At 37.9% G+C, this 22,997-nt stretch carries 22 protein-coding genes; 19 read left to right on the forward strand and 3 right to left on the reverse strand.

From position 1 onward, the window contains the following. Positions 1-184 precede the first annotated feature (184 nt). Positions 185-898: a DUF4397 domain-containing protein gene (locus LPB86_RS16005; protein ID WP_230645785.1), complete on the reverse strand. Its 714-nt coding sequence runs from the start codon at positions 896-898 to the stop codon at positions 185-187. A 210-nt stretch (positions 899-1,108) separates the two neighbouring features. Between LPB86_RS16005 and LPB86_RS16010 the strand changes: the two genes are divergently transcribed. From LPB86_RS16010 to LPB86_RS16090, 17 genes are all read left to right on the forward strand, one after another. Then, on the forward strand, positions 1,109-1,672 hold the full coding sequence (locus LPB86_RS16010; protein ID WP_230645787.1) for an RNA polymerase sigma factor: 564 nt from the start codon (positions 1,109-1,111) through the stop codon (positions 1,670-1,672). Further along, entirely contained in the window at positions 1,672-2,841 is a 1,170-nt protein-coding gene (locus LPB86_RS16015) for a hypothetical protein (protein ID WP_230645789.1), read from the forward strand. Before LPB86_RS16010 ends, LPB86_RS16015 begins: the two co-directional genes overlap by 1 nt. A gap of 315 nt (positions 2,842-3,156) precedes the next feature. Then, complete coding sequence (locus LPB86_RS16020; protein WP_230645791.1) at positions 3,157-4,368, forward strand: aminotransferase class I/II-fold pyridoxal phosphate-dependent enzyme; 1,212 nt, start codon at positions 3,157-3,159, stop codon at positions 4,366-4,368. After that, positions 4,365-5,486 (forward strand): hypothetical protein, encoded by a 1,122-nt coding sequence (locus LPB86_RS16025; RefSeq protein WP_230645793.1) that lies wholly within the window; start codon positions 4,365-4,367, stop codon positions 5,484-5,486. The genes LPB86_RS16020 and LPB86_RS16025 overlap by 4 nt, the downstream gene beginning before the upstream one ends. A gap of 65 nt (positions 5,487-5,551) precedes the next feature. Next, complete coding sequence (locus LPB86_RS16030) at positions 5,552-6,016, forward strand: phosphatidylglycerophosphatase A (RefSeq protein WP_230645795.1); 465 nt, start codon at positions 5,552-5,554, stop codon at positions 6,014-6,016. Position 6,017: 1 nt separating this feature from the next. Further along, a complete protein-coding gene (locus LPB86_RS16035) occupies positions 6,018-6,389 on the forward strand; it encodes a GtrA family protein (protein WP_230645797.1) in 372 nt (123 codons plus the stop codon). A 2-nt stretch (positions 6,390-6,391) separates the two neighbouring features. Beyond that, positions 6,392-8,944, forward strand: coding sequence for a DUF5686 and carboxypeptidase-like regulatory domain-containing protein (locus LPB86_RS16040; RefSeq protein WP_230645799.1), 2,553 nt, complete (start codon positions 6,392-6,394; stop codon positions 8,942-8,944). Positions 8,945-8,965: 21 nt separating this feature from the next. Beyond that, complete coding sequence (locus tag LPB86_RS16045; protein WP_230645801.1) at positions 8,966-10,267, forward strand: DUF4833 domain-containing protein; 1,302 nt, start codon at positions 8,966-8,968, stop codon at positions 10,265-10,267. 5 nt (positions 10,268-10,272) lie between these two features. Further along, positions 10,273-10,893 carry a sterol desaturase family protein gene (locus LPB86_RS16050; protein WP_230645803.1) on the forward strand — a complete coding sequence of 207 codons (621 nt, stop codon included), beginning with the start codon at positions 10,273-10,275 and terminating at the stop codon, positions 10,891-10,893. Between the two features lie 2 nt (positions 10,894-10,895). Beyond that, entirely contained in the window at positions 10,896-11,834 is a 939-nt protein-coding gene (locus LPB86_RS16055) for a phosphatase PAP2 family protein (RefSeq protein WP_230645805.1), read from the forward strand. Between the two features lie 2 nt (positions 11,835-11,836). Then, positions 11,837-13,195 carry an exodeoxyribonuclease VII large subunit gene (xseA, locus tag LPB86_RS16060; protein WP_230645807.1) on the forward strand — a complete coding sequence of 453 codons (1,359 nt, stop codon included), beginning with the start codon at positions 11,837-11,839 and terminating at the stop codon, positions 13,193-13,195. Further along, the gene (gene xseB / locus LPB86_RS16065; protein ID WP_230645809.1) at positions 13,195-13,401 is read left to right on the forward strand and encodes an exodeoxyribonuclease VII small subunit; all 207 of its coding nucleotides are present in this window, start codon (positions 13,195-13,197) and stop codon (positions 13,399-13,401) included. The genes xseA and xseB overlap by 1 nt, the downstream gene beginning before the upstream one ends. Positions 13,402-13,561: 160 nt before the next feature. After that, positions 13,562-15,430 carry a DUF1800 domain-containing protein gene (locus LPB86_RS16070; protein WP_230645810.1) on the forward strand — a complete coding sequence of 623 codons (1,869 nt, stop codon included), beginning with the start codon at positions 13,562-13,564 and terminating at the stop codon, positions 15,428-15,430. A gap of 20 nt (positions 15,431-15,450) precedes the next feature. Then, entirely contained in the window at positions 15,451-16,716 is a 1,266-nt protein-coding gene (locus tag LPB86_RS16075) for a DUF1501 domain-containing protein (protein ID WP_230645811.1), read from the forward strand. Between the two features lie 82 nt (positions 16,717-16,798). Continuing rightward, complete coding sequence (locus LPB86_RS16080; protein WP_230645813.1) at positions 16,799-18,148, forward strand: sensor histidine kinase KdpD; 1,350 nt, start codon at positions 16,799-16,801, stop codon at positions 18,146-18,148. A 145-nt stretch (positions 18,149-18,293) separates the two neighbouring features. Then, the gene (locus tag LPB86_RS16085; RefSeq protein WP_230645815.1) at positions 18,294-19,358 is read left to right on the forward strand and encodes a PLP-dependent cysteine synthase family protein; all 1,065 of its coding nucleotides are present in this window, start codon (positions 18,294-18,296) and stop codon (positions 19,356-19,358) included. A 650-nt stretch (positions 19,359-20,008) separates the two neighbouring features. Beyond that, positions 20,009-20,383, forward strand: coding sequence for a response regulator transcription factor (locus LPB86_RS16090; RefSeq protein ID WP_230645817.1), 375 nt, complete (start codon positions 20,009-20,011; stop codon positions 20,381-20,383). 90 nt (positions 20,384-20,473) lie between these two features. On the opposite strand, the gene LPB86_RS16095 is transcribed toward LPB86_RS16090, so the two are convergent. Then, entirely contained in the window at positions 20,474-20,839 is a 366-nt protein-coding gene (locus LPB86_RS16095) for a response regulator transcription factor (RefSeq protein ID WP_230645819.1), read from the reverse strand. 193 nt (positions 20,840-21,032) lie between these two features. Between LPB86_RS16095 and LPB86_RS16100 the strand changes: the two genes are divergently transcribed. Both LPB86_RS16100 and LPB86_RS16105 read left to right on the forward strand, forming a co-directional pair. After that, positions 21,033-21,212 (forward strand): histone H1, encoded by a 180-nt coding sequence (locus LPB86_RS16100; RefSeq protein ID WP_230645821.1) that lies wholly within the window; start codon positions 21,033-21,035, stop codon positions 21,210-21,212. 62 nt (positions 21,213-21,274) lie between these two features. Next, positions 21,275-21,661 carry an acyl-CoA thioesterase gene (locus LPB86_RS16105; RefSeq protein ID WP_230645824.1) on the forward strand — a complete coding sequence of 129 codons (387 nt, stop codon included), beginning with the start codon at positions 21,275-21,277 and terminating at the stop codon, positions 21,659-21,661. A gap of 26 nt (positions 21,662-21,687) precedes the next feature. Here LPB86_RS16105 and LPB86_RS16110 read toward each other — a convergent pair whose 3' ends face one another. Further along, positions 21,688-22,902, reverse strand: coding sequence for an MFS transporter (locus LPB86_RS16110; protein WP_230645826.1), 1,215 nt, complete (start codon positions 22,900-22,902; stop codon positions 21,688-21,690). Positions 22,903-22,997 lie beyond the last annotated feature (95 nt).

A 22,997-nucleotide genomic window follows, 5' to 3' on the forward strand; every position in this document is an offset into this window, starting at 1 on the left:
TTTGTTCTTGCCGTTATTGGAGTAAGTGGACTTTTATATTTATTTATACTGTTTCCTGGAATATCGGGATTATCAGTTGCTTTAATGCTTGGCGCCTTTATATTAAGGCAGGGCAGGAGATAGTAAAAATAAAAACCATCGGATAACCGATGGTTTTTATCATTTATGAGAATGCGAAACAGACTTAACCGTGCTCTGTTACTTTAATAGACAGTTTTTGTGCGTCAACGGTGGTTGTAACCAGTCCTTTAGCCCAGATGGTGTAAGTCTTGCCTTTTTTTAATTCAACATTTTCCAGGGTGGCTACTAAAGCTCCTGTTGTTTTGTTGGTTAACTTTAGCGTAGCGGTAGCAGGCGTCACATCTTTAAAAGGGGTAAAGGCTTTATAGGCCAGGTCGGTAAACGGTGTTGCGTCTCCAACAACTTCTAAATTTAAAGCAGGCGCATCTGGAGACAGGTTAACAAACCTTACTTTGGCCTTTGTAGCCGCCGGATCTGTTTCATCATCTTTCAGAAGCACATAGTCCAGTGACTCCTGGTTTCCTACAATGTACAGCGAGTGGTATTGTGCCGCCACCAGGTTTATCGTTTTAGTGATGAGGGGAGTTTGTGCACCAGTAACGGCTACCGAAGTATTGCGGTTGCCCTGATATGCCCTTTGGTATTCAATTTTATCACCAAATAACAGTCCATTGGTATTTACCCGCTGGTTGTCGATGTAAAAATCAAGCGATGGTGAATTTGGGGAAGCATTCACAATTGAAAGGGCTGCTATTGTTGGGGTATACACCACATCATCTTGTTTACAGGCATTGAATAAAATGGCGATACCTGCCGCTGCTGTAAGTAAAAATGTTCTTGTGAGTCGCGTGTTGAAAAATACAGTGTTGAGTTTCATTTTTAAATTGTTTAAGTGTTATTAATGAAATGTTTTTGTAGGCAAAACGACAGTTTTTTAGTAAACGCTACAATTATTTGTTAAAATTGTAAATCACCTTCAAAAAATGCAGTCGCAAAAAAAAAGATGCAGGTGGTTGTAGCGTTTGTAAAAAATGCTGCGTTTATAGAAGTTATGAAGGTTAACAACTAGACATAGGCTTAGCGAAGCGTGGATAATGATCAGATACTATTCCGGGAAATTATTAAGGGCCTGGGAAGCCGTGATAATAAAATACAGGAGCGGATCTATAAGCTTTACTGGGGCTATCTTATGGGGGTTGCTATGCGGTACCTTCAAGACAGGGATACCGCTAAGGAGGTTGTAAATGATAGTTTTATAAAAGCATTTAAGAACATGTACGATTTTAAGCACGATGATGTGCTGGATGATTTTAAGAAAACATTTAAATCTTGGTTAGCCAGAATTACGGCCAGGACAGCGCTGGACCGGATCAGATCAAATAAAACTATGCTAAGTTATGTTGATGAATACACGGAGCATCCTACAAATCATGTATATGTTGATGATAAGCTACATGTAGAGGATATTTTAAAGCTTTTGCACCGTTTGCCTGATTTACATAAAACCGTCTTTAATTTATATGAGATTGAGGGCTTTAGTCACGATGAGATTGCTAAAATGATACATATCCCTGAAAGTTCAAGCAGAACGTATTTAACCAGGGCAAAACAAAAGTTAAGGGAGCTGTATAAAAAAAATATGGAGTGCTGATGGATAAGCCAGGAAAAAGAGAGTTGATTCCCGAAATTTCTGAACTTTTAAAAGGGTATGAGGAAGCCTATGAACCCGGTGCCTGGGAAGCTTTTGCCCAACCAAAATCACCTGCATTCTTTAGATGGGGTAAATGGGTTAATATTGCCGCAGTTTTTCTATTGGTGATGTGGCTTATCCCTTTAGAAGTAAAGGATCTTTTTACTACTCATACCATTTATAACAAAGGTTCTTTAAGCAGTGTAGATTTAAAGAATACGACAGACGAACATAAAGTTTTAAAAAGCCAAGCCTTAAAAAGAAAGTTAAAACCAGCCCGGGCAATACCTTTGCAGCGTTTTTTGCAGGATACTATAAATACCAGCATTGCTATACTACCCGATGTTATGGATACTCTTCCATACCATACAACGAAACCTATCGTGAAAAATAAAGCGATTGCGGGAACAGATCGGTACAATACGGATACTGCAGCTAAAGAGCGTTTCATTGATTTTTTAAAAAGGGAAAGCGAACAGCATGATGTGGTAAAATCTGCAAAAAATACAAAAAAGGAATCCAATTGGGATTTTGGTGTAGAGTTATTGCCAACGATGACAAATTCAAATTTGAATATGGGAGCCGGATTAAGCACCGCATTTAAATTATCCAAATCCTTTTCTTTGAGCTCGGGTATTGCCTTTATGCAGTTAGATGCCAGCAGGCGGTTTGACCAGGGCTCAACTGTATCATCGCTATCACCCACAAGGCAGTTAACCTCTTCTGCAACCAATATTAGTGCAATAGATATTCCCATAGCCTTAACTTATAATGTGAACAGCCATTTTTACACCTCTGTTGGTGTATCTTATTTTACGGTGCTAAATGAAAAAAGGGATAATAGTTATTTGTCTTCTATGCCGGTATCCAGAAGTTCTTTAGATGCAAATACCGGACAATCTTTTACCTCAACTGCGTACCTGGTAGGGGAGAATATTGAGCCTGCATCAAATACCTTGAATGGAAATAGCTATGTAGGTTTCTTGAATTTTTCTGTTGGGAGAAAACAGCAGGTTTTTTCTAGGTATAATTTTGTGCTAGAACCTTTTATAAAGGTGCCATTAGGTAAATTATCTCAGGAAGAACTCAGGTTAACGAATGGCGGAATGAAAATCAGGTTTTCATTTTAGCGTTTTGTTGTTATAAGCGTGTAATTTTTTGATTCATTACAGTAAATATTCTGATATAATTGAGTACAATTTGTATTTTTGACTCATTATTGAATTTAGTCAATCATTATAACATTTTTGTGTAATTTGATTTCAATATATTAAAACAGGCATTTTGTGATGTTGCGGATGTGTGGGAAATGAATTACTTTTGTTTCATGTTAAATTAACATATTTTTAATATATTAGGTCAACCGAATAATCTGTGTGCATTACATACAGGGCTTACACAAAAATAAATGAAACTATCTGAGGTAAAAATTATACAGTTCAGGCATGCGTAAAAAACTACATGATAGGATTGCATCTTTTCAAGATGCGTCTGCAATCAAGAAAAAAGGCTTATACCCATATTTTCGTTCTATCGAATCTGCTCAGGATACTGAGGTGATTATAGATGGAAAGAAAGTATTGATGTTTGGTTCAAACTCCTATCTCGGATTAACCAACCACCCAAAAATTAAGGAAGCTGCGAAGCTTGCAATTGATAAATATGGAACTGGTTGCGCTGGATCACGCTTTTTAAATGGTACGCTGGATATTCATCTTGAACTGGAAAGAAGACTTGCTGCTTACGTAGGTAAAGAGTCTGCAGTGCTTTTTAGTACTGGATTTCAAGTTAATCTGGGTGTGATTTCTTGTCTGCTGGACAGAAATGATTACCTGATACTTGATGAGTATGACCATGCCTCTATTATTGATGGAAGTCGCCTCTCATTTTCGCGTTCTATTAAATATGCGCACAATGACATGGAAGATTTGCGTAAAAAATTGAGCAGACTCCCTGAAGACTCCGCTAAGCTTATTGTTGCTGATGGTATTTTTAGTATGGAGGGTGATCTTGTTAATCTTCCTGAAATTGTAAAGATAGCCGATGAATTTGGTGCTAATATTATGATGGACGATGCACACAGTTTAGGTGTTATCGGTTTTAATGGTTCTGGGACGGCTTCGCATTTTAACCTTAATGATAAGGTAGACCTGATCATGGGTACATTTAGTAAATCCCTTGCATCGCTTGGTGGTTTTATTGCCGGTACAGAGGAAACTATAGAATATATTAAACATCGTGCACGTTCTTTAATGTTTAGTGCAAGTATGCCTCCATCAGCTGTTGCCAGTGTAATCGCTGCACTTGATATTATTGAATCTGAACCGGAAAGAATTGATAAGCTTTGGGACAATACAAACTATGCTAAAAAGTTGCTTTTAGATGCTGGTTTTGATATTGGACATACTGATAGCCCGATTATTCCTGTTTACATCAGAGATAACGATAAAACATTCCTGATTACAAATATTTTGCACAACAATGGGATTTTTGTAAATCCGGTTGTTTCACCTGCAGTTCCTTCAGATTCTTCGCTGATCAGGTTTTCTTTGATGGCTACCCACTCTTTTTCGCAAATTGATGAGGCTGTTGAAAAATTGACCGCGGCTTTTAAAGAAGTTGAAGTTCAACTTACGCCAGCTAAGGTTAACATATGAAAACAATAGTTGAGGTTAAATCAAAAAAGGAACTCGGCTCATTTATTGATTTTCCACACGATTTATATAAAGCGGATCCAATGTACGTCCCTGAGCTTTTTATAGCTCAGAAGGACTTGCTTACAACGCATCCGTTTCATAAGCATTCTTCCCTGCAATGTTTTCTACTGTTTGATAATGGTAAAATCATAGGCAGAATTGCTGCGATCCTAAACAACAGTTACAATTCGCAGAATGCGACCAGTGATGGTTTTTTTGGCTTTTTTGATTGTATTAATGATCAGGATGCTGCCAACCTGTTGTTGCAGACCGCAGTTAAATGGCTGAAAGAAAAAGGCGTTACCAACAAGTTGATGGGGCCTGTAAATTTCTCTACCAATGAATCATGCGGGTTGCTAATTGAAGGCTTTGATTCTCCACCAGTAGTGATGATGCCTTATAATGCACCTTATTATGCCGATTTACTTGCAGGTTTCGGTTTGCAAAAACAAGTGGACCTGCTGGCCTGGAAATTTGAAGGAGATAATTACGATGACCGGTCTGTAAAGTTGATGGACAGGTTGGAGGAGCGCTTAAAGCGAAGTGAAATCACCATTCGCAAAATTAATATGAAGAATTTCAAGAAGGAATCAGAAAGCCTTCGTGAAATTTATAACAAAGCCTGGGATAAGAATACAGGTTTTGTTCCTTTAAATGATGAGGAATTTGATTACCAGGCTAAAGATTTAAAATTGGTACTGGATCCTGACTTTTGTTTGGTAGCAGAGCAAAATGGTAAACTGGTTGGATTTGGAGCAGCAATTCCAGATATGAACCAGATTCAAATTAAGATTAAAAAGGGCCGACTATTTCCAACAGGTATCTTTAAACTGCTGTTTGGTAAGAAAAAAGTAACAGGAATTAGAATTTTACTTCTTGGTGTAATAGATGGCTATCGTAAACTTGGTATAGAGGCATGTCTTTATGGCGGGATTATTAAGGCCTATAGAGCTAAGGGATTAAAGTATGCTGAGGCTGGTTGGACATTAGAGCATAATGATTTAGTTAATAATGCGATTATTGCGATTAAGGGCGTTCCTTATAAAAAATATAGAATCTTCGAGAAATCGATAGGATAAAAAGAGCTGCTGTGTGATTAAATTGATCATAGCAGTTAGACAATATAAATGAGTTAGTTATTAAAATGTTGTTCCATAAAATCACATCAACCAGCCTTGGTATAGGATATATCGGTAAAGGGGCAGGAACTGTAGCTGCAGCAGCTACATGTTTGGTTTGGTATTTTATGTCCTATTTTAATCCTGGAACAGCAGACAATTATCTTTATTCGCTGGTTATAACAGCTTTTATAACAGGGCTGGGCATTTGGTCTGGAAATATTGTTGAAACAATTTGGGGCAAAGATCATCAAAGAGTAGTAATAGATGAAGTTGCTGGTATGTGTATAACCCTGTTGTGGATTCCTGTAACGTTAAGTAATGTGCTTGCAGGACTTGTACTTTTCAGATTTTTTGACATTGTTAAACCATTATATATTAAACGCCTTGAAGCACTGCCCGGAGGTTGGGGAGTGATGTTTGATGATGTGCTTGCCGGCGTTTATGCGAACATCGTATTACATTTTATTTTAATATTTAATATACTATAGCGTGGCCACTTTTGTAAAGGCTCAGGTCGCCTCACTTTCGGCCTCAATTATTGACTTTCTTACCACATTAGTCTGTACGCAGGTTCTAAGTATCTGGTATGTAGTGGGTAGTGCGCTAGGTACAACGGCCGGCGGCATTGTGAATTTTGCAATGGGACGCAACTGGGTATTTGAATCTACGGAACGCAAAGTTAGCCATCAGGCCATAAGATACATCTTAGTATGGGTTGGTAATTTGTTGCTTACCACAGGTGGCGTATTTATAGTTACCCATTATCTTCATTTAAATTATTTGCTTTCAAAAATCATAGTTACCTGCACCGTAGGGGTTAGTTACAATTACCTGATGCAGAAAAAATTTGTATTTATATAGTTATGAAAAATCAACTCAAAAAAATATACTTTCTGGTATTCGTTTTGCCGTTGTTTGCTTTGCAAAGTTACGCTCAGCAAACCCTGATCTCTGGGGTTGTTACTGATGCCGCCGATAAAGATCCCGTTCCATATGCTACGGTATTGTTTAAGGGAACTGACATTAAAACAAGGACAGATGCAGATGGGAAGTACACCATTTCTACAAGTGAAAAATATGATCAGCTCCAGGTAAGTTACGTAGGCTATAAGACCTCGTACGTTGCGGTTGAACCAGGTAAAAGTCAAATCTTAAACATCAGACTTCAATCTGAAGCTCAAAGTCTTACTGAAGTAACGATAACTTCTAACAAACGTCCGGCTTATAGAAATAAAAACAATCCGGCGGTAGAACTGATCAGGAAGGTAATTGAAAACAGGGCTAAAAACCAGAACAAGAACTACGATCAGGTAGAGTATCAGCAATATGAGCAGATGGTTTTCTCGTTAAGTAATTTATCTGATAAATTTAAAAATAAAAGGATCTTTAAAAATTATCAGTTTCTTTTTGAGGAGCAGGATTCTACAAAGATTGGTGGTAAGCTAACCCTTCCTGTATATATGGAAGAGAAGGTTTCTCAAAATTATCTTCAAAAATCTCCTGAAAAAAAGAAAACCATTTTAACAGGAGATAAGCATGTAAATTATGACAGCAAATTTATTGATACCAAAGGTTTAAGTAAATACTTTGAACGGATGTATGCTGATATCAATATCTATGAAAGTAACATTTCGCTGGTTAGTAATCAATTTTTGAGTCCTATTGCAGATGCATCTCCAACCTTTTATAAATTTTTTATTACAGATACCATAAAGGATCATCAGCCTAATCTAATAGAGCTTTCTTTTATTCCGAGAAATAATACAGATCTTTTGTTTGAAGGTAAGATGTATATTACCATGGACGGAAACTATGCCGTTCAGGATGCCTACCTTACCGTGAATAAAAATGTGAACCTTAATTTTGTACGTGCCTTGGAGGCGAAATTAGATTTTGAAAAAAATCCGGACGGGCGCTATCATTTGTCAAAAACAAATTTGGTTATCGATTTTGGGATCAGTAAAAATAAAGGGGGTGGTTTTACTGGGCAGCGTACGGTATCTATTAGAGACTATAAGATCAACCAGCCGCAGGCTGATACTTTATTTGCTGGCCCTAGTATGGTTATTGCACCAAAGGCTGAAGAACAGTCAGATCTGTTCTGGAGTGTTCAGCGGGATTCAAGCGTGCTTGCAAATACTAATATTTACAAGAACATTGATACTTTGCAAACCATTCCATCTTTTAAAAGAACTGCAGATTTGGTAACGCTCCTGTTTGCGGGATATAAAAACTTTGGTCCATTTGAAGTTGGACCAGTAAATACTTTTTACAGTTTCAACAATGTTGAAGGATTTCGTCTTAGACTGGGTGGAAGAACCACTCCGGAATTGAGCAAACGCTATTATTTTGAAACCTATGGCGCTTATGGATTTAAAGATGAGAAATGGAAATACTTTTTTAGTGGTACCTATTCGCTGAATAACAAATCTATTTATGCATTTCCGCAAAATTACATTAGGGGAAGTTTCCAGCGGGATACAAAAATTCCGGGACAGGATTTGCAGTTTGTGCAGGAAGATAACTTCTTGTTGTCTTTTAAACGCGGACAAAACAATACTTTATTGTATAACGACTTCTATAAAATAAACTATGTTAAAGAGTTTGAAAATCATTTTTCTTATGAAGTGATTGCCCGTAAGTGGACACAAAGCCCTGCAGGTTCTTTATATTATAGAAACACGGTAAATAATGCATTAAATACAGTTGATCAGATTACAACTTCTGAATTGAGCTTAAACTTACGTTATGCACCTAATGAGAAATTTTACCAGGGTAAAATATACAGAGTTCCGATTATTGATAAGTATCCAATTTATACGTTGAGGTATACTGCCGGAATTAAAGGTGTTTTAGGTGGAGAATATGACTTTCATAGTTTGGTAGGGCGTTTTGATAAGCGTTTTTACTTATCGCAACTTGGCTATTCAGATGTTACTTTAGAAGGAGGAAATATTTTTGGTAAGGTGCCATTCCCTTTAATGAGCATTCACCGTGCCAACCAAACATACTCTTATCAACTGGATTCTTATAACCTGATGAACTTTTTGGAGTTTGTTAGTGATCATTATGCCAGCGTAAACATAGATCATAGCTTTAATGGTTTCTTTTTCAATAAAATTCCATTGATAAAAAAGCTAAAACTACGTGAAACGATGTCGTTTAAAGCATTATACGGAGGAATAAGATCAGAGAATGATCCTGCAAATGACCCTTCATTATTGGCTTTTCCATCAAATAGTGCTGGCGTAGCCTCTACTTATACCCTCGAAAAAACACCTTATATTGAAGGTAGTGTTGGGATAAGTAACATTTTTAAAGTTTTACGTGTAGATTTGGTAAAACGTTTCAATTATCTGGATCATCCTGAGGTATCTGAATATGGTATCAGGGCGAGGGTAAAATTTGATTTTTAATACATCGTACAGAAAAATAAAATGCAAACATTAACATTTCGTGATCGTATACAGCAAGGCATATATGTGGTAATTAATCCATTTGTAAAGGGGTTGATTAAAATTGGGCTTACGCCAAATGCAGTAACTACTATAGGCTTATTTTTAAATATCGGCGTAGCTGTAATCTTTATTTTTGGTGCAGAGAAAACCAACCGGGGCGATATGTCTTTTGTGGGATGGGGCGGAGCACTGGTGTTATTTGCCGGCTTATTTGATATGCTGGACGGGCAGGTGGCGCGTTTGGGAAACATGAGTTCTAAGTTTGGTGCCATGTATGACTCTGTGCTGGACCGTTATAGCGAAATGATTCTTTTTTTGGGGATTTGCTACTACCTGGTATCTCATCATTACTTTTTAAGTTCTCTTTTTGCTTTTATTGCATTAATAGGTTCTATGATGGTAAGTTATACCCGTGCAAGGGCAGAGGGGCTGGGTGTACAATGTAAAGGTGGATTGATGCAGCGGCCGGAACGTGTAATTACAATTGGGGTATGTGCATTGGCTTGCGGAATTGCAGGTCATTATATTGGCGGCGGTTACAAAATCTATATCCCCGGTATTTCTTTTCATGTTTTTGAAACGATGTCTATTTTTACCATCCCAATTACCATAATGGCGATCATGACCAATATTACTGCGGTGAATAGGTTAAGGGAAGCAAAAAAGGCATTGGATGGTGAAGATCTTAAGGAGAAGAACAATAGTGCATTGAATAAAACAGTATTGGTTGCGGGATTGATTGTGGCTGTGTTGCTAAACTTTGGGACTACCAATTTAGTAATGGCACAAGCTGATCAAAGCAACCCATCTCCTGTAAAATTTCCAACGCCTAAGGGCATACAGCACCAACTTTTTTACCTGCAGCGGGATCCCAATACAAATACCATCATTTGCGAGTTAAATGTGGATGCAAAAGGCATGGTTAATAAAGCAGAACCTGTGCTGGTTTATTGGATTAGATATAACGATAAAAGCGAAAAGCAGGACCTTGGCTATATCCAAAGAAAATTTGCCTACGGAATTCATTCTGAAGCTATCGGAAATGACCAATATAAGCTTAATTTTGTATCCTATAAAAAATTCCCGATGTACCTCATGAAGTCTGACCAGGATAAAAAATATCATGTGTATGTTACTGCCAATAACAAGAAGATCCAGTTAGAACGGATATTTCTGAGGATAGAAGGGGGCACGTTTTGGGTGCCAAATGTTAAATATGTTGAATTAAAGGGATTAAACCCTGTAAATAATACGCCAATTACCGAACGTATAAAAGTATAATACCAATGAAAAAGAATTTTATTTCCAACTCTTCTGAATCCATTAGAATGTTCAAGAGTGGTTTTCTGGAAAGTTTATCAAAAGTTAGTTTTTACGTACCCCTAATTGTATATATACCAGTAATTGTTTATTTGTGCTGGTTATCGCTGGTACAAAACCACATGAATATACTGAGCTTTATTGGCTATCTTGCTTGTGGTTTATTTATCTGGAGTTTTACAGAATATGTGATGCACCGTTACGTATTTCATTTTTACCCTACTTCATCATGGGGAAAAAAGATTCACTTTATTTTTCATGGTGTGCACCACGATTATCCAAATGATGCCAAACGACTGGTGATGCCACCATCGGCAAGTATTCCGCTGGCACTGGCATTTTACTTTCTATTTGATTATCTGTTGCCTGATAACACCAATTACGCTTTTTTTATTGGCTTTATAGGAGGCTATCTTTTTTACGACATGACGCATTATGCCCTGCATCATGCTAATTTTAAAAGTGGGTTCTGGAAAAAGCTGAAACACCACCATATGCTACACCATTATTCAGATTCTACAAAAGGCTATGGGGTAAGTTCAGATTTTTGGGATAAAATACTGGGTTCAAATTTTCTAAAAAAATAACAATGCCCAAAGATTTGCCTACACGGCAGCCCTTTATAACGGCTAAAAATTTACTTATTACCACTGCAATTTCTCTTTTTTACCTGCTACTGTCAAGAATAATGGTGGGGTATAAGTCAGATCAGCTGGTGTTGGTTGCCATTTTTAACGGCTGTTTTTATATTTCTGTGGCAACCCGTAAGTTCATTTTAGGCTTTTCTATCTTTATCGTTTACTGGATATTGTTTGATTACATGAAGGCTTTTCCAAATTACCTGTTTCACAGCGTAAGCATAGAAGAGTTGTATAACCTGGAAAAACACATGTTCGGGATTCACCTTAACGGTACCATACTTACTCCAAATGAATACTGGAAAGTAAATAGTAATACTTTTATAGATGTGCTGAGTGGATTTTTTTATTTAATGTGGATCCCGGTACCATTGGCTTTCGCCGCTTTCATGTTTTTTAAAAACCGCAAGCAGTTTCTGCTTTTCTCCTTCACATTTGTACTGGTAAACCTTCTGGGCTTCATCGTTTATTACGCCTATCCAGCAGCACCACCCTGGTATGTGCAACTGCATGGATTTAAGTTTCATGCACATACCCCAGGCAATACAGGCGGCTTAATTCGTTTTGACCACTTTTTTAACCTGCCTGTATTTCAATCCATATACAGTAAGGGCTCTAATGTGTTTGCAGCCATGCCTTCCTTACATTCCTCTTATCCGGTAATTGTACTTTACTACGGATGGAAAAATAAATTAGGTGCATTAAATGTGTTTTTTTTCGTAGTCATGATAGGGATTTGGTTTACGGCAGTATATACCAGCCATCACTATGTGCTGGATGTTTTAGCTGGTATCACTACAGCTTGCATCGGCATCTTGCTTTTTAACTGGTTAAGTACCAAAACTAAATTACGGGTCTTAATTGATAACATGTTTAAGGCAATTTCCTGATCATGAACCCACAGTCCAATTCGCCTTTACGCCTGTCAGATCTTGCTCAGCAAATACAGCGTACCATAACAGGTGTTTTTGGTGGACAAACCTACTGGATTATAGCCGATGTTAGCAGTCATAATTATAAAGCTCAAACGAACTATCACTATTTTGAGCTTGTAGAAAAAGACAGCACATCTTCTAAAATACTAGCCAAAATTGCCGGTAGAGCCTGGGGAAATGCCTCAGTGAACATCTCCAATTTTGAACATGCTACAGGGCAAAAGTTTAAAAATGACATCAATGTATTGGTACAGGTCTCTGTGCAATACAACCCATCATTTGGCTTGCAGTTAAATCTACTGGATATAGATGTTAACTTTACTCTAGGCCAGTTTGAGCAGCAGCGCAAAGCCACTTTGTTAAGGTTGCTTAAAGAGAATGCAGATTTTATTCAAAAATCAGGTGACGTTTACCACACCAGGAACAGCAGTTTAAAACTCCTTCCTGTACTGCAAAAAATTGCTGTAATTTCTTCAGATACTTCGGCAGGTTACCTTGACTTTAGGCATACCCTGGAGCACAATGCTTTTGGATACAAATTTATCATTGACGATTATTTTACTCCTGTGCAGGGAGAGGCGAACGCAAAGGCGCTTTTAGATAAACTGATCGCTGTTTATCAATCTGGCAAAAACTATGATGCCTTGGTATTGATTAGAGGTGGGGGAGCGCAGACAGATTTCCTGATTTTTGATAACTATGAACTCAATAGGGCGATAGCGAGGTTTCCAATTCCTGTAATAACGGGTATTGGGCATCAACAAAATGAAACAATTGCCGATTTGATGGCACATACCGCTACAAAAACCCCAACTAAAGCAGCAGAGTTTCTGATTGCCCACAACAGGGCTTTTGAAGATGCAGTGATTAACCATCAAAAAAACATACTGATTAAGACTCAGCAGTTATTTGCCTTACACAGCAAAAACCTATCGGGTATAAAATCACTGGTGGTTAAAGATGTACTTACCCTGCTTCATGCACATCAGCATAGTTTACTCCAGCTTTCCGGAGTATTAGTAGCCAATCCCAAAATTACGATATCTAATAAAAAGAAAGACCTTTCTAACCTGGCTGCCAATCTAAAAACATACCAAAGAATTTATTTCTCCAACAAAAAAGGCTACCTTGGTCATTATGCTGCTATAGTGAAGCTAATGAGTCCGCAGAATATTTTAAACAAAGGCTTTGCCATTCTAAAAGTTGATGACAAAATTGCCAGTGATGCAAGTCTTATTGAGCCTGGTACAGAGTTGACTATACAGCTTGCAGCTACAGAACTCAAAACTACGGTAAAATCTAAAAAAACCATTTAATGGAGAACTTAACCTACGAATTGGCTTACGCAGAGCTCACAGAGATTGCTCATGACATTGAAACAGAATCCGTGTCTGTGGATATTTTAGCACAAAAAGTTAAAAGAGCATCTGACCTGATTGCTTATTGCCAGGAAAAACTGCGCTCTACAGAGTCAGAAGTGGGGAAAATCATCAAGCAGATGGAAAAGCAAAATCCTGGTTAATCCTTTCGGCATTTTTATAGTCTCAATATCATAATTATCATCAATTATGGAACATTAATGTTTCTTATTTTGTTGTTAATAAGTTAATTCTGTTATAAATAGAGTTGTTGTTGTACAGAGACTATAACAGTTTTATTGCATTGATTTAAAAAACTTACCGATGAAAACAACATTCAGATTGCCATTGTTTTTTTTAATCATCATGATTGGCATCATCCTTATTTGCTCATCTTTCTTAACGGAACGTGCTGCTTATGTAAAGTTCAGTTTCCCTTATAAAAAATCAGGTCTTACAGAAAGACAGGCTGCTGCGCACCTGCTCAGTCGTTTTACATACGGTGTGAGGCCAGGGGATATTGACCGCGTGGTTAAATTAGGACTGGAAAAATGGTTTCAGCAACAGTTAGATGCTAAACTAAAAGATGATACGCTAAACACTATGCTGGAAGGATTTGATGCCATTAACCTCAGCAATACAGAAGTAGCCAATATCTATCCCCGTGGTGGACAAGCATTAAAAATGGCTATAAAAGATGGATTTATAAATAAAGATTCAATTGATAAAACAGAGCCAAAAGAATACCGCGCCCAGGTTGCTGCCTACATGAAGGAAAAGGGCCTAAGGCCTGAACAGGAGTTGATTCGTCAGTTTATCAATCAAAAAATACTAAGGGCAAGTTTTAGCAACAACCAGTTACAGGAATTACTTACAGATTTTTGGTTCAATCATTTTAATGTTTCATTAACTAAAAATCAATGCGCACCTTATATTCCGGCATACGAACGTGACGTTATACGCCCAAACGTGACGGGAAAGTTTGAAAACCTTCTACTCGCTACTGCAAAATCTCCAGCGATGTTACTCTACCTGGATAATTATACCAGTACAGGTTCACCAACACCCGCTAACGGTAAGAGGCAAACTAGTAAAAAGTCGGGCTTAAATGAAAACTATGCCCGTGAGGTGATGGAACTCCATACCCTTGGCGTTGATGGGGGATATACCCAAAATGATGTCACTGAAGCGGCAAAGGTACTTACCGGTTGGACACTTTACCCAGCCGGGCAATTTGGCTACGGACTTGCGCTTAAAGGCCAACTGGAAAAACTTGGAGAAGCCAAAATGGAAGAACGTGGTTATGTCCATGAGGGCGATTTCCTTTTTGTACCCACCCGTCATGACGATTCCAATAAACAAGTTTTAAATACTAAATTTAACGGTTCGGGCGGTTATCAGGAAGGGATGCAGTTATTTAACCTGCTTGCCAATCACCCTGCTACAGCAAACTTCATTACCCGTAAACTAGCCATTCGTTTCGTGAGTGATCAGCCGGCGCCAGCTTTATTAGATAAAATGGAAAAAACATTTATCAAAACCAGCGGAGACATTAAACAAGTGATGATAACGATGGCTTCGGCACCGGAATTCTGGTCGTCAGAGTCGCTACGTGAGAAAACCAAGTCTCCTTTTGAATTGGCCATTAGTGCGGTTAGAAGTTTGGATGCCGACATCAGGCAACCTTATCAGCTGTACAACTGGATCAATAAAATGGGACAAAAAATGTATGCCTACCAGGCGCCTACAGGTTTTCCAGACCGTGGTCAGTATTGGATCAATACAGGCTCCCTGCTCAATAGAATGAACTTTGGGCTGGCTCTGGCAGATCAGCGTATTCCCGGTATAAAAGTTAATCTGGCAGCCTTAAATAACAACCATGAACCAGAAAGTTCCGAAGCCGCATTATCAGTGTATGGTAAGATTATTTTGCCTGAGCGCAATCTCACTGAAACCATAAAGCGTTTAAAACCACTGCTAAATGATCCAAATCTCAAAGAAAAGGTTAATGATGCGGCAGCAAAAATATCAACTCCCGCTACAGGAATGGATGCAGAGATGAATTCGATAGCTAAAGAGCAACCAGAATTAAGGGTGGTAAAAGCTAAGCCTGTTAAACCCGCATTTGACAATAAGATGCTGGCCCAGGTGGTGGGTGTAATTATTGGATCTCCTGAATTTCAGCGTAAATAATTCATTTAAAATATTTGATCATGACATCAAGAAGAGGATTTGTAAAAGCTGGTGCTCTTGCACTGTTTGGAATTGGCCTTGGAGGGATTCCTTCCTTTGTTTTGGAAGCCGCTGCGAGCGTGCAATCCCGGGCGCTTTTTAAACGAAAAAAGGTATTGATTTGTATTTTCCAAAGGGGAGCAATGGATGGATTAATGGCTGTTACGCCTTTTAATGACCCGTATTTAAAAGCTGCGAGGCCGGGCTTATTCATGTCTGCCGCAAAATCAGGTTTAACAAAACCTCTTATAGACCTTGACGGCAACTACGGACTACACCCTTCAATGTCTGCGTTTGAACCTTTATTTAGAGATAAACGCCTGGCAATTGTGCATGGTATGGGTTCCCCAAATCCTACACGATCTCATTTTGATGCTCAGGATTATATGGAATCGGGAACACCATTTAGAAAAGGTACCGCCAGTGGATGGTTAAACCGTGCCGTAGGTTTGCTTGGACACGATGCGGCAACACCATTTCAAGGAGTTAGTTTAACTTCATCTTTGCCAAGGTCTTTTTACGGAGAGAATGCCGCAGTTGCCATAAGTAACATTCAGGACTTTAACATTCAAATGCGTGGAAATCCAATGGGTGCAAACATGGCCGCTAAAAGTTTTGAAGATTTGTACGATCAAACATCCTCCAACTTATTAAAAGAGACAGGAAAAGAAAGCTTTGAAGCTGTGAACATGCTTAAAAAGATTGATGTTAAAAATTACAAACCGGCAAACAACGCTGTATATCCAAATAGTTCACTAGGCAATTCATTAAAACAAATTGCACAGCTTATTAAAATGGATGTAGGAATGGAAGTTGCTTTTGCAGAATCGGGTGGATGGGATACACATGTAAATCAGGGAACAGAAACTGGCATTTTTGCACGCAATGTGAATGATTTAAGCGAAAGTATGGTTGCATTTTGGACCGATATGGGGACTTTACAAGATGATGTTACCTTAATGAGTATGACGGAATTTGGGCGTACTGTTCATCAAAATGGAACCGGAGGAACAGATCATGGCAGGGCTTCTTGTAACTTCATTCTGGGAAATACTGTAAACGGTGGATTGGTTCATGGAAAAATGGACCCCTTAGCAAAAGAAAACCTTGAGGATGGCAGAGACCTGAAAGTGACCACCGATTTTAGAAGTATATTTAGTGAAGTGGCGGATAAACACCTTAGCATCAATAACAATAATGTGATTTTCCCGGACTGGAAGGGCGATATTATAGGCGTTATGCGATAATTTAACGAAAAGCAGTTTTTTTTAAGTAAAGATACACTATCTTAGGGGCATAGTATTTATACTAAGGGGATTGCTTAAATTTATGCAAATATTTAATCGAAGACATCAGTTTTGGGACTACTTTGTTGGTACGTCTTCAGAGTTTTCTTTGGAAACAAGGGTGTTTCATTCCTTATGTTTAATCGGTTGGGTAGCATTACTTTATAACGTTCCTTTAAACTTTTATGTAGGCTTGCCTATTATTGCATGGCTAAGTTTGTTCATGCTAATTTGCCTGGGCTTCTTTTACTACCGCTCCAGGGTAAAAAAACAATTTATATCCAGTATTATCACGCTTGGTATCCTGGGTAATTTATTCTTCATAGCCGTTTTTTATTTTAATTCGGGTATAGATGGGCCTACTTCAGTATTGTTTGCTTTGTTTTTTTACCTCACTATGGCTATGGTGCCTCAAAAAAACAACTGGCTTTGGTTGCTCATCAATTTATCTGTGGTAGGTGGCCTTCATCTCTACCAATACAACTATCCTCAATCTATACCTAAAAGCTACACTACAGATTTTGATCGGTTTACTGATGTTTCATCTGCCTACATGGTGGTGGTGGTACTCATTTATTTTACGCTTGCCTTTATCCGCAAAAATTACGATCAGGAAAAAAATTCAGTATCTGAAAACACAATTGCCATAGAAAGAAAAAATATGGAGTTGGAGATCTTAAATACAGAAAAGGATAAGTTATTCTCCATTATTGCGCATGATTTAAGGTCGCCCTTGGCGTCTGTTCAAAGTTATCTGGAATTGCTTAGCCGGGAAAGCCTGGATGCGGAGGATAAAAAAAGTCTGGAAGAAAGACTGCTCTTGCTAACCAGAAATACCAATAATATGATGTCTAATCTTTTATCCTGGTCCAGGTCGCAAATGGAAGGTGTAAAAATAGATATCGTCTCACTAAATCTTTCAGAATCCTTACTTTCAATTATATCCCTGGAAAAAGTTATTGCGCTTGAAAAGGGCATTGAGCTGGAACATGACATCGATGAAGAAATTAATGTAGTAGCAGACCTCAATATGTTGCAATTGGTGATTAGAAATTTAGTTAATAATGCCATAAAGTTTAGCAGATCGGGCAGTGCAATATTTATTCAGGCCAGTGTTGAGGATAATTTTTGTAAAGTAGCCGTGATTGACAACGGGGCTGGTATTCCCGAAGATCAGCAAAAGGACGTGTTTTCATTTACTGCAAAATCCACATTTGGGACTAAAAATGAAAAAGGAGTGGGCTTAGGCTTATTGCTTTGTAAAGAATTTACAGAATTGCAAGGGGGGGAGATTGGGTTTAGCAGTACTCATAATTTAGGCAGTACCTTTTATATCACTATACCACTACTCTTAAAGAGTGTGCAAGTAGAAAAAGTACAAATGTACCAGTAATTTAGATTCTGGTTCTGAAAATAATACAGTATCATTATTGTATTTCCATATAATTTCTGGAATTTGAAGCATTGATTGTTATAATTAATAGTAATTCTGAGCTTTGCAGTGTTAAACATACAGTTTAATAGAACTCAGGATAACTATGGAACAAACTGCGGCTAATTCATGTCTGCCACCTGCATTAAGCGATAAATTTAAGCATTTATGGCACTTGGTTGGTAATACACCAATGCTTGAATTGCAGTATATCTATAAGGGTAAAAACAGCACCATCTACGTTAAATGTGAAAATTACAATCTTACAGGAAGTGTTAAAGACAGGATGGCTTTAAATATCATGTATCAGGCCTACCAGTCTTGTAGTATTAAACCGGGCGATACCATTGTTGAAGCTACAAGTGGAAACACGGGGATTGCATTTGCTGCTATAGGAAAAGCACTTGGCCATAACGTGAAAATTATAATGCCAAACTGGTTAAGCAAAGAGCGTATAGACATCATTAGAAGCATGGGCGCCGAAGTTATTTTAATTAGCAAAGAAGAGGGCGGATTTTTAGGAAGCATTAAAATGTGTGAAGAATTGGCTAAGGAAGGCAATGTGTTTTTACCAAGGCAATTTGAAAATGAATACAATGAGCAGGCTCATGAAAAGACAACCGGTCTCGAAATCTGGGAGCAACTAAAGCTGTCGGGTATAAAGCCCGACGCATTTGTTGCTGGAGTTGGTACGGGAGGAACTGTGATGGGTGTAGGCAAATGCCTAAAGCGATACAATCCAGTAATTAAAATTCATCCTTTAGAGCCTGCAGAAAGCCCAACCTTAACCACAGGTTATAAAGTTGGCAGTCACCGGATTCAAGGCATATCAGATGAATTTATTCCTGAAATTGTGAAATTAAATGAATTGGACGAGGTGATCCAGGCAAATGACGGTGATGCGATTATCATGGCACAAATGCTGGCTAAACAACTTGGACTTGCGGTTGGCATTTCATCAGGCGCAAATGTAATAGGTGCAATTAAACTGAAAGAAAAAATGGGCGATGCAGCAGTGGTAGTTACCCTACTCTGCGATAGTAATAAAAAGTACCTAAGTACAGACCTGGTTAAAGAAGAGCCTGTTAAGCCGTCTTTTGTTTCTACAGAGGTAAGGTTTTTGGGCTATCATCCTATCAGCAGACTACAGAAGCCTTTTGTTGAAATTTAATACATAATAGCAGCTTTTGCTGATCTATATAGAAAGACCTTATCATGATTAGTGGATGCTAGGTGATAAAATTTAGGAATAATTAATATAACAGGCCGGATCAATTAAACCGGCTTTGTTATTTTTAAAAGTTGTATATAAAAAAATACACCATTTTGCAGTTTTGCCTATTTTAAAAAGGCGAAAAACAGAAAAATTAATATTATCGGCAAACAATTTTTATGGCATCAATGTTGTAACTTCAAAGAAAAGACATACGCCATGAGAAACCAGGAGAAAATAACCAACCCCGAAGTAAAGTCAGCAACTGATTCATTTTTTAGAGAGAGAACTGTAAATACAGAAGACAATCAACCCAAAGAGCAAATGAAATCCAGTATTTCTATGCAAAAGCGTATCAATCCCCGTTTATTGATATTATAAAAATATAATCCGCATGGCGGAAAAATTAGAAAAAGTGCGGTAATCTATTTTACTGCACTTTTTTTATTTGAAGAGTATTTGATATGCCGGGCAACTTAAATGTTTGTTTAAGAATGTATTACTAAAAGTTGAAATTTCTGAATCATAAATAATACAAATAATTGCCAGTTTTGAAAATGTGTGGCAATATTCTTGCTTATATAGGACAAACAAATAAAACAAAGCAAATGATTAAAAGAATACATGTACTGGAAGACGATGAAGATATCAGGTATATCATTGAGTTTTTACTCAAAGATGAAGGATACGAATTGCAGTTATCATCAACTTTTGAAGAACTTAAAGGTAAATTGAAAGATTCAGTTCCTGATCTGTTTATTCTTGATGTAATGTTGCCGGATGGGGACGGTGCTGATATCTGTTTAGATTTAAAAGGTGATTTGTTTACCAAACACATTCCAATCATTGTAATGTCGGCAAATGATCAAAATAAGCAAAAAAGTCTGGATGCGGGCGCAGATGCTTATGTAAGCAAGCCTTTTGATATTGACTATATTGTTAAACGAATAGATAACCTTATAGGTAAGGCTTCTATAAAATAAAGGGATAGTAGAATATCCATTTAAAAGGTCTGATGCATGCTAATGTATCAGACCTTTTTTTTAGTCAAAAAACCGATTAGAAATCGCACCTCATTTATCGTTCAAGATCAGTTTAACTTTTCTTAAAAAGTTGTCAAGATCAAAAGGCTTGCTTATAAAATCATCAGCACATGCTTCTTCCAGAATAGATTTGGCACGTGCATGAGCAGACATTACCATAACTGGTATTTTTTCAGTTAGCGGGTCATTTTTATGCGCCCTGCACAAATCAATTCCATTTCCATCGGGTAGCATCACATCCAGAATTACCAAATCTACCTCTGTTTTATTTGTTCTTTCAAGGAAAAGTGTCGCATTCGGAAAGCTTTCTACATGGTATCCTGAATCTTCTAATATATATTCTACAATAAACCTAATATCTTCGTCGTCTTCAACCAGTTGTATGTATCTGTTCATTAAGTATTGTTTAAGCTCTTACCCCTGGTAAAACGGATTTTAATAGCTAATGTTTTGCAAAAAATCACTCGTAAAGATATTAAAAAGTTCAATTACACATCATAAATGCACTTTTCTTTCTCAGAAATTATATATTTGGGCTCAAATCAAGACTGCTGTAAAGCGGGCTGATGTAATTAAAACAAATCAAAAAATGGAAAAATTCGAAAAGGTAAAAGAATTATTGGCTTCAGTAGAAGCAGATGCAGAAAAATTTTATAGTGCTGGAAACAGTGCTGCAGGAACACGCGTACGTAAAGCTATGCAAGACTTAAAAGTTCTGGCACAAGAAATCCGTACTGAAGTAACAGAGAAAAAAAACGCTGGTAAATAGTTTTTTGATCATTCAATAAAAGACAGGCCGCAATTGCGGCCTGTCTTTGTTAATAGCCCCCCATGACTTTAGAAGAAAAGATTAAAGCCGCAGAAACGAGGATTTTCAAAGCCGTTTTTCCCAATACAACCAACCATTACGATACGCTTTTTGGCGGTACAGCCATGGCCATGATGGATGAAGTTGCTTTTATTACGGCCACCAGGTTTAGTCGCCAGCGTATGGTTACCATTAGCAGCGATAAGATAGACTTTACCAAACCTATCCCTGCAGGCACCATCGTAGAGCTCATTGGTTCCATTACACATATAGGCAATACCAGCATGAAGGTAAGGGTAGAGATCTTTGTAGAGCAAATGTACACAGAGCACCGGGAGAAGGCCGTAACGGGAGAATTTTCATTCGTTGCTATAGATGAACATAAAAAGCCGGTACCTGTACTAAGATAATAAGAGGAGCTTCTGCTGGCATCCCATTACAAAGGCCTGTTCTTTAACCTGGAGATGGCAAAAAAGACCAGCACAGACAATCCTATAAGTAAAACATAGCTTAATGCCAGGTTATGCTCATCTTTGGCGGGCACCAGGTAAATAATTCCATAACTTAAGAAAGATACAATTACGTAGTTGATACCTCCCGTTAAGCCACTTGCTATTCCTGCATTTTTTGGGAAAGCGCTCAGGCAGAAAGTGAAAAAACTGTTAAAAGTATAACCAGAGGCCATATGGATGAGCAAGGCGAAGAAAATCATCGAATATAAATTTGATATCCATCCTGCCGTTGCCAGCATCAATACTCCAAAAGTAAGTTGTAAGCTCAGGTTGATGGTTATCTTTTTGATAAAAGGCTTGTTGATGGTGGCCTTTCCAATTAAACCTCCCGCCATCATGGCAAAACCCAATACCAGAGAACTGTAGCCAGCAATAACCGGCGATAGGTGCAACTGGTGTTCAATGATAAAAGGACCCGTCATATTATAAATCATCACCATGCAGTATGCCAAACCAAGCATTACAATCCCTAAGGTAAAACTCGTGGTTTTAATCATGGTCATGTACACTTCCGCAATGCTCTTTAGGTTAAACTGCATTCTGTTTTGTATCGTTTCCCCACTATACAATAGCTCAAGCAGCAGAACTACAATTGCAAAAATGCCCAGGAAATAAAAGTTGCTTTCCCAACCAAAGTAATGTTGCAAATAGCCGCCGGCAAAGGGGGCAATGATAGGGGCAGTAGCCCAAATAATAGAAAACATGCTCAGGTAATGTTTCAGTTTATCTCCGCTATACACATCAACAAAAAAAGCACGCTTGGAAACTACAATTGCACCTACAGTTAAACCATGTACAACACGCATGGCATAAATTACATATATGCTATCTGTATTGGCAATAATGAAACTGGAAAGTGCAAAAATAACAAGACAAATCAAGTTAATCCTGTACCTTCCAAAACTATCCAGCAAGCTTCCCACAAATAGTTGCGAAATTCCATAACTTATTAAAAACACGCTTAGGGTTAGCTGCACTTGCAAGTCGCTAACCTGTAGATCTGCCGCCATACTAGGCAAAGATGGAATGTAAACATCTGTTGCAAATCCAGATAGCGGAATCAATGCAAAAGCCAATATAGTGGCTATTCCTTTATTTTCTTCGTTTAAAGGTTTTATCAGTGTTGTGCTTGCTGTCATGGTACAAAGGTATAAAGACTACCGTTACCTGTTACAGCAAATGTTTTCTAGAATCAAATTGATTATTATGCAAATCAAATAATTTTAGGCGGGCT

The organism is Pedobacter sp. MC2016-14 (assembly GCF_020991475.1).
Lineage (GTDB): Bacteria > Bacteroidota > Bacteroidia > Sphingobacteriales > Sphingobacteriaceae > Pedobacter.

Coding starts and splice junctions, on each gene's coding strand:
- LPB86_RS16020 (WP_230645791.1), top strand. CDS start 3,157: ATGCGTAAAAAACTACATGATAGGATTGCATCTTTTCAAGATGCGTCT.
- LPB86_RS16095 (WP_230645819.1), bottom strand. CDS start 20,839: ATGAACAGATACATACAACTGGTTGAAGACGACGAAGATATTAGGTTT.
- LPB86_RS16050 (WP_230645803.1), top strand. CDS start 10,273: ATGAAAAAGAATTTTATTTCCAACTCTTCTGAATCCATTAGAATGTTC.
- LPB86_RS16005 (WP_230645785.1), bottom strand. CDS start 898: ATGAAACTCAACACTGTATTTTTCAACACGCGACTCACAAGAACATTT.
- LPB86_RS16085 (WP_230645815.1), top strand. CDS start 18,294: ATGGAACAAACTGCGGCTAATTCATGTCTGCCACCTGCATTAAGCGAT.
- LPB86_RS16080 (WP_230645813.1), top strand. CDS start 16,799: ATGCAAATATTTAATCGAAGACATCAGTTTTGGGACTACTTTGTTGGT.
- LPB86_RS16100 (WP_230645821.1), top strand. CDS start 21,033: ATGGAAAAATTCGAAAAGGTAAAAGAATTATTGGCTTCAGTAGAAGCA.
- xseA (WP_230645807.1), top strand. CDS start 11,837: ATGAACCCACAGTCCAATTCGCCTTTACGCCTGTCAGATCTTGCTCAG.
- LPB86_RS16025 (WP_230645793.1), top strand. CDS start 4,365: ATGAAAACAATAGTTGAGGTTAAATCAAAAAAGGAACTCGGCTCATTT.
- LPB86_RS16045 (WP_230645801.1), top strand. CDS start 8,966: ATGCAAACATTAACATTTCGTGATCGTATACAGCAAGGCATATATGTG.
- LPB86_RS16030 (WP_230645795.1), top strand. CDS start 5,552: ATGTTGTTCCATAAAATCACATCAACCAGCCTTGGTATAGGATATATC.
- LPB86_RS16110 (WP_230645826.1), bottom strand. CDS start 22,902: ATGACAGCAAGCACAACACTGATAAAACCTTTAAACGAAGAAAATAAA.
- LPB86_RS16055 (WP_230645805.1), top strand. CDS start 10,896: ATGCCCAAAGATTTGCCTACACGGCAGCCCTTTATAACGGCTAAAAAT.
- LPB86_RS16040 (WP_230645799.1), top strand. CDS start 6,392: ATGAAAAATCAACTCAAAAAAATATACTTTCTGGTATTCGTTTTGCCG.
- xseB (WP_230645809.1), top strand. CDS start 13,195: ATGGAGAACTTAACCTACGAATTGGCTTACGCAGAGCTCACAGAGATT.
- LPB86_RS16075 (WP_230645811.1), top strand. CDS start 15,451: ATGACATCAAGAAGAGGATTTGTAAAAGCTGGTGCTCTTGCACTGTTT.
- LPB86_RS16105 (WP_230645824.1), top strand. CDS start 21,275: ATGACTTTAGAAGAAAAGATTAAAGCCGCAGAAACGAGGATTTTCAAA.
- LPB86_RS16070 (WP_230645810.1), top strand. CDS start 13,562: ATGAAAACAACATTCAGATTGCCATTGTTTTTTTTAATCATCATGATT.
- LPB86_RS16015 (WP_230645789.1), top strand. CDS start 1,672: ATGGATAAGCCAGGAAAAAGAGAGTTGATTCCCGAAATTTCTGAACTT.
- LPB86_RS16090 (WP_230645817.1), top strand. CDS start 20,009: ATGATTAAAAGAATACATGTACTGGAAGACGATGAAGATATCAGGTAT.